Genomic DNA, 4,863 nt, shown 5'->3' with positions numbered 1-4,863 from the left:
CCTGTGCGAAATGGACATGCGCGCGGGTGGTCAACTGATGTCTCGCAAAGCTGTAGGTAGAAGAGACGGCAGGGCCGGTCGTGTTGTCCGTTTGGCGCCGACCGTGGACACGCCGACGGATGCTGCTATGTTCTCATTCATGGGCAATTTGATTTGCGGGTTCGCTGCGGCGTACTCGCTTGCTGTTCGCGACCGCCGCGCCTGACGGCGCGCTTCGCTGAACGCTTTAGCGCGTCGTCCGTCCGAGAGACCTCATGCGTTTCGGAACGGCACCTCTGCGTACCCACTTTCTCGGTCTTGACCTGCCTGTTCTCGAGGCGCTCCCGTTCAATTCTTGGAGCGCGATCATGCCCCGTTCAACCCATGGCGGCCGACACGAACTTGGCCAGAACTTTCTCGTTCATGGCCCCACCCTCGAAAAGATTGCCGCAATCGTCGCAGCTACGCAGGGGCCGATTCTAGAAATCGGTTCCGGCAGTGGCGCACTTACTCGGCACCTGGCACGCCTTCAGAGGCCGCTTACCGCGATCGACATCGACGAGCACCGGGTCGCTAAGCTGCGCCAGCGCATACCCGGTGTGGCGGTCAAACAGGCCGACGTCCTCGCTTACCCGCTCACCACCCCGGTAATCGTTGGAAACGTTCCGTTCCACATCACGACGCCGATCCTGCGCCGGCTGCTCACCACCGGGACGTGGCAGCAGGCTGTGCTGCTCACCCAATGGGAAGTGGCCCGCAGACGTGCCGGCGTCGGGGGCTCCACATTGCTGACTGCTCAGACCGCACCCTGGTTCACTTTCGCCCTGCACGGACGCGTGCCATCCACGGCCTTCCATCCGAGGCCAGGCGTGGACGGCGGCATTATCCACATCATCCGCCGCCCCACTCCATTGATTCCCGTTGTGGAACGACAAGCGTACGAGCGGTTCGTGCGCGCGATATTCACCGGCCGCGGCGGAAGCCTTGAGCGCATCGTGCAGCAGGCCACACAAGCGCCGCGCAACCACATCCGAGACACGCTGAGGAAAGCAGAAATCAACTCGCGAGCCCTTCCACGTGATCTTCGCCCCGAGCAATGGGCAGCACTTTGGGGCGACCTGTACCGATGACTTCAGTCCTCTGTCGCGAATGATCCTGCTCAACGCAACTCGCTGGCGCGACATATCTACGGGACGACCGGACTGGCTCGGAGCCTTCCGACCATGCCCCTCTAGGTGCGTCGTAATGGAGGATCGTCAAATGCGACAGGGCGGCGGCGGGGCGTGAGTTGTGGACTTGATCGCTTTGTGGCGGTCTTCTGTGGTTACTTCTTGGCGGCGACGTACGACGTACCAATCGGGCGTTCTGGCCGAAAGGGTTAGAGCGAGTCGGCGGCTCACGGGTGGGCGGCCGGGTTTGCGTCTGTTTTGTCAGAGTCCGAATGCTCCGCCGCTGATCAGAATGAAGGCGCCTAGGCCGATCAGGACAATCGGGAACAGGATGTGTTCCCAGCGCTCCAGGACTTCGGCGATCGGTCGGCGGGTGGCGACGAACCTTGCCAGGCCCACCAGTCCCGCCACCAGCACCAGGAACACGATGCAGTAGGCGACCACGGCTCCCGGGCCCACGTTGAGAAAGACGGGGACGTAAACGCCGATGTTGTCTCCACCGTTGGCGAAGGTTACGCCGGCCACGGTCCACACGGCGACGTTCTTGCCCTCGACCTTTGCATCGTCGTCATCATCGTCCCCGCGCCAGGCCTGCCACGCGGCCCACAGTCCCAAGCCCAGTGGGATCAGCCCGAAGTAAGGGATGGCCTGCGGGGGCAGGAAGACTCCCGCGCCCAGGGAGACGAGCACAGCCACGCCGAGGATGCCGGCGAACCCGAGATACTGGCCGGCCAGAATGCGTGCGGTGGTTCCGCGTTGGCCTGCTCCGCGGGCGAAAAACAGCGACAGGACGATGATGTCGTCGATATTGGTGGCAATGAACAGGCCGATCGCCTGCAAGGCCGAGGACAGGATCACGCCTGCACCTCCGTGGCGTGACAACCCGGCACTGAGCAGTCGGGCTCCAAGCAGGAGGCGTTTTCGTTGACCGCGAGGGTGATCTCGACCAAGGAAGATAGCGACCGGGCCAAGTGCGGGTCTGCGATCTCATACCGGGTCTGGCGACCTTCGGGCACTGCGACAACGATCCCGCAGTCGCGCAGGCATGCCAGATGGTTCGACACGTTCGACCGTGTCAGCTCCAGATCCCGGGCCAGCTCCGCCGGGTAGGCCGGCTGCTCCAGCAAGGTCAGCAGTATTCGGGACCGTGTCGGGTCGGCCATCGCCCGCCCTAACCGGTTCATCACATCGACACGAGAAGCAATAGTCAGCACTTGCTGAACTATACAGCGTCTGCTGAACTGTTGTGACAACGCCCTAAAAACCTAAAGGTTGTCAAGACACTTAATCTCGTCCAGGACTACGGCCAGTTTTGAACAGGTTTCCTGGCGCTACAGGCACCCACCGGAGTCTCACTAAGTCGTCTTGACAACCTGTAGGTTTTTAAGGCACATTCACGGCGCCAGGCGGGCCGCCGCGGGAGCCCTCGTCCACCCCGCTGGGGCCGCGGGTTTCAGGCGCAGCATGACGTCGGCATCTGGTTTCGAAAGAGGCCGGCCACGATGCGCAGGCTTTCGCTCATGGTCAGGTACGGCGCCCAGGTGTCGGCCAGATCGTCGACGGTCATGCCGCTTTTGATGGCGTAGGTGGCCGCCAGCATGATCTCCCCGGCCCCGTCCGCCAGAGCGTGCACGCCCAGAACCTTGCCGCTCACGGCGTCGGCGACGAGCTTCACCGCCCCGCGGGTGTCGTGCTGGACGAGCGCCCGGGGGACATCGGACAGGTCCAGGACGCGGCAGTCGCACGCGTGCCCTCGGGTGAGGGCCTCGTCCTCGGTCAACCCCGCCGAGGCCAGCTGGGGCCGGGTGAACACGACCGCAGGAAAGCCGGCGTAGTCGACCCGAGCTGCCGGCGGGTACCTGTCCTCGGTCAGGGCGTTGAGCGCGGCGGCCCGACCGCCGGCGGCGGCGGCGTAGACGTACTGGGGAGCCCCCGAGACGTCACCGGCGGCCCAGACGCGCGGGTTGGAGGTGCGCTGGGTCTGGTCGACCACGACGAAGCCGCGCTCGTCCACGTCCACACCGGCAGCGGCCAGGTTCAGGCCGTCGGTGCGGGGCAGGCGTCCGGTGGCCACCAGGACCTGCGCGCCGCGCACCTGTTCGCCCGAGTCCGTGGTCACCACCACCTCTCCTGCGGGGCCTGGTTCGCGGGCCACAGTGGTCGCGCGCTCTTCGACCACGGTGATGCCGTCGTCGGTGAAGACTTCCCGAAGTCTCTGGGCCAGCTCCGGCTCGGCGTGCGGCGCCAGACGCCCGACCACAGAGACCCGGGTGCCGAGGTGAGCGAACAGCTGGGCCTGCTCCATCCCGACGTACCCGCCACCGATAACGACCAGGGACTCAGGCAGCTCGGTCAGCTGCATCGCGGTGGTGGACGTCAGCCGGTCCACAGAGTCGAGACCGACCACCTCCGGGATGGCGGGGGTGGCACCGGTGGCGACCAGATAGGCCCGGGCCCGCAGCGCCTGGCCGTCGACGGCCAGGGTGTCCCCGTCCAGGAAGCTGGCCTGGCCTGGGCGGACCTGGAAGCCGTAGGCAGCGGCCACATCGGCGTACTTCGCATCACGCAGGCGCTCGATGAGTGCGTCCTTCTGGGCCACCAGATCGCCGAGGTTCACCGGTGCGGCTGACGTTGGGGCACCTTTGAAGGGATTGGTGAGCGCGGCGTGCCGGGCCCCGGCGGCCGCCAGGAGCGTCTTGGACGGCACGCAGCCGATGTTCACGCACGTCCCGCCCAGAACACCGCGCTCAACCAGCACGACGCTCTTACCGGCCTGGCTGGCCGCGATGGCGGCGGACATCGCCGCGCCTCCTGAGCCGATCACGGCCAGATCGACGTCGTAGTCCACACCCATTTGCCCACCTTCCTTCGCGTGACCCCTCTTCAGCGTCCATAGTGGACGTTCCAGCGCAGGGGAAGGTCAAGGCGAACATGGACGAGAGCCGAGAAAGGGGCCACTGTGCGCATCGGTGAGTTGGCCGTGGCCAGCGGCACCACAACCAAGACGCTGCGCTTCTACGAAGAAGCCGGCCTACTACCTGCGCCTGAGCGCACCGCCAACGGATACCGCGACTACACCCCTGCGGCCCTGGCGCGCCTGGACTTCGTTCGCCGCGGCCGCACCGCTGGGCTCACCCTGGCCCAGATTCGCGAGATCCTCGACATCCGCGACGCCGGAGTCGCACCCTGCCAGCACGTGCACGCCCTGCTCGAAGCCCACCTGGGCGACCTGGACCGCCAAATCGCCGACCTGCAAGCACTGCGACACACCGTCGCGCACCTTCACCACAGTGCCACCACCAGCGACCCCACCAAATGCGACACCACGACCGTCTGCCGCTATCTGTGACCAGACCGGTGCTCGCGTGTATCGCCATGAGCAGATGCCGCCACAGAGCGTCGACAGAACCCCGCCATATAACGGCGAAAGCCACAGGGTATCGCGAATTATGAAGCGCTGTCCCGTCAGATCCAGAGGGTATTGATACACAGCGAGATGGGCCCCGTCGACGGGACGAGCAGAGCCGGAGTCTGCGAGTGGAGTCGATCGATTTCGAGATCGCCACAGAGGGGGCGAGCGCGTGGAGTTCGTCCTCGAACGGTCCACCTGCGCAGCCAGCGACCGAACTCCTCGGGCGGACCTCATGCTCTCTGCGCGGGGAAGCCCCTCACAGTGACCTTCGTGGCATGAGTGCCTCGAAGTCTGACCGGAGGA

The 4,863-nt window shown here is 65.4% G+C and carries 6 protein-coding genes; 3 read left to right on the top strand and 3 right to left on the bottom strand.

What is annotated here, in order from left to right; translation table 11 throughout:
- Positions 1-205, top strand: a 205-nt coding sequence (locus ACHFFZ_RS17085) for a hypothetical protein (RefSeq protein ID WP_394277788.1), incomplete at its 5' end; no start/stop codon positions are given.
- 142 nt (positions 206-347) lie between these two features.
- Entirely contained in the window at positions 348-1,109 is a 762-nt protein-coding gene (gene erm, locus ACHFFZ_RS17080; protein ID WP_394277787.1) for a 23S ribosomal RNA methyltransferase Erm, read from the top strand.
- Between the two features lie 300 nt (positions 1,110-1,409).
- Here erm and ACHFFZ_RS17075 read toward each other — a convergent pair whose 3' ends face one another.
- The 3 genes from ACHFFZ_RS17075 to merA form a co-directional block, all read right to left on the bottom strand.
- On the bottom strand, positions 1,410-2,006 hold the full coding sequence (locus ACHFFZ_RS17075) for a cadmium resistance transporter (RefSeq protein ID WP_017838449.1): 597 nt from the start codon (positions 2,004-2,006) through the stop codon (positions 1,410-1,412).
- Positions 2,003-2,362 (bottom strand): helix-turn-helix transcriptional regulator, encoded by a 360-nt coding sequence (locus ACHFFZ_RS17070; protein ID WP_031265333.1) that lies wholly within the window; start codon positions 2,360-2,362, stop codon positions 2,003-2,005. The genes ACHFFZ_RS17075 and ACHFFZ_RS17070 overlap by 4 nt, the downstream gene beginning before the upstream one ends.
- Positions 2,363-2,601: 239 nt before the next feature.
- Positions 2,602-4,002 carry a mercury(II) reductase gene (gene merA, locus ACHFFZ_RS17065; RefSeq protein WP_017838447.1) on the bottom strand — a complete coding sequence of 467 codons (1,401 nt, stop codon included), beginning with the start codon at positions 4,000-4,002 and terminating at the stop codon, positions 2,602-2,604.
- Positions 4,003-4,107: 105 nt separating this feature from the next.
- On the opposite strand from merA, the gene ACHFFZ_RS17060 reads away from it, so the two are divergent.
- Complete coding sequence (locus ACHFFZ_RS17060) at positions 4,108-4,497, top strand: heavy metal-responsive transcriptional regulator (RefSeq protein ID WP_007928756.1); 390 nt, start codon at positions 4,108-4,110, stop codon at positions 4,495-4,497.
- The last annotated feature ends 366 nt before the right edge of the window (positions 4,498-4,863 follow it).

Source organism: Luteococcus sp. (assembly GCF_043424415.1).
Lineage (GTDB): Bacteria > Actinomycetota > Actinomycetes > Propionibacteriales > Propionibacteriaceae > Luteococcus.
This window is presented reverse-complemented; position numbering and strand designations above follow the sequence as displayed.

What these genes read in the sequence shown, in the direction of transcription:
- erm (WP_394277787.1), top strand. Translation starts at nt 348, where the DNA reads ATGCCCCGTTCAACCCATGGCGGCCGACACGAACTTGGCCAGAACTTT.
- merA (WP_017838447.1), bottom strand. Translation starts at nt 4,002, where the DNA reads ATGGGTGTGGACTACGACGTCGATCTGGCCGTGATCGGCTCAGGAGGC.